Genomic DNA, 1076 nt, shown 5'->3' with positions numbered 1-1076 from the left:
TGTCGGGTCCCGTGTGATTAACCACCCGCTTGGTAAATAAGTCAGGCCGTTTAGTCTGCCATTCTTTCATCATCGCAATGGGTGATTGATGGTGCAGTGCCTTCTGCGGGATGTGGTGATTGTACAGCCAGGTATAGCGTTTCAGCGTCTGTTCCAGGTCCTCGCCTGAGGCATAGCGCCGAGTCGCTAGCACGTCGCTGATGCGGCCGTTGAAGCGCTCCACCATGCCGTTCGTTTGCGGCTTTCCCGGCTTGATCAAGCGGTGTTCGATGTCATGTGCCTGGCACGCCTGGTCAAACGGATGCCGGCCGCTGGGCTTGCGCTCACCTGCACGTGTGAAGCGATCGGTAAAGGATTTGCCGTTGTCAGTCAGCACCGTCTGGATCTTGAAGGGCGCCTTCTCTTCCACCTGCTTCATGAACGCGCGAGCATCCTTCGCGGACTGACTGCTTCGGATCTCCAGATACACCCAACGCGTGGCGCGATCGATGGCGACGTACAGGTAGCGTTTTTGCTCCTCGTCAGGCATCTGAGGCAGGTGCTTGATGTCGATGTGCACATATCCCGGTTCGTAGTCCTTGAAGGGCTTGTGCCTCGGCTTCTCGTCATCTCCGATGTCCTGCCGAGCCAGTTCCGCCAGTGTCGGCACGCCGCGCCGCTGGAGCATGCGATGCAGGCCGGAGCGAGACAACCGGGAGTTCAGGAACTCACGCGCCACGACGAGGAGATCATCCAGGCCGAGGCGAAGGAATTCGCGTGCTGCGATCAGCACCTCCTCCTGCTCGGGCGTGAGCGTGGCCAGCAGGTTGTGACGCGTGTGCGATCGATCATGGACATCGTCACGGTAGCGCCAGCGCCGTATGGTCGCGGTGGCGACACCATACTGGCGGGCCAGCTCGCTATCCGTGATGCTGGAGGGCGCCGCCTGGATCTCGGCCCGGATCTTCGGTGTCGTGGTCGCTTGTTTATGCAGCTTGATGTCCATGAACTTGCTCCCGGATGAATTGCTGAAGAAGCTCTCTCGCTGCTAGCAGAGGATAACTTCTATAGGCGATCCGATCATCCGGGACCCTACA

General features: G+C 59.4%; 1 protein-coding gene. It reads right to left on the bottom strand.

The annotated features are described in order from the left end of the window. Positions 1 to 985: IS481 family transposase (locus BC443_RS14280; protein WP_071232511.1), on the bottom strand; the 985-nt coding region annotated here is incomplete at its 3' end. Positions 986 to 1076: the final 91 nt, after the last annotated feature.

This window comes from Salinicola sp. MIT1003 (assembly GCF_001858555.1).
Classification (GTDB): Bacteria; Pseudomonadota; Gammaproteobacteria; order Pseudomonadales; family Halomonadaceae; genus Salinicola; species Salinicola salarius.
This window is presented reverse-complemented; position numbering and strand designations above follow the sequence as displayed.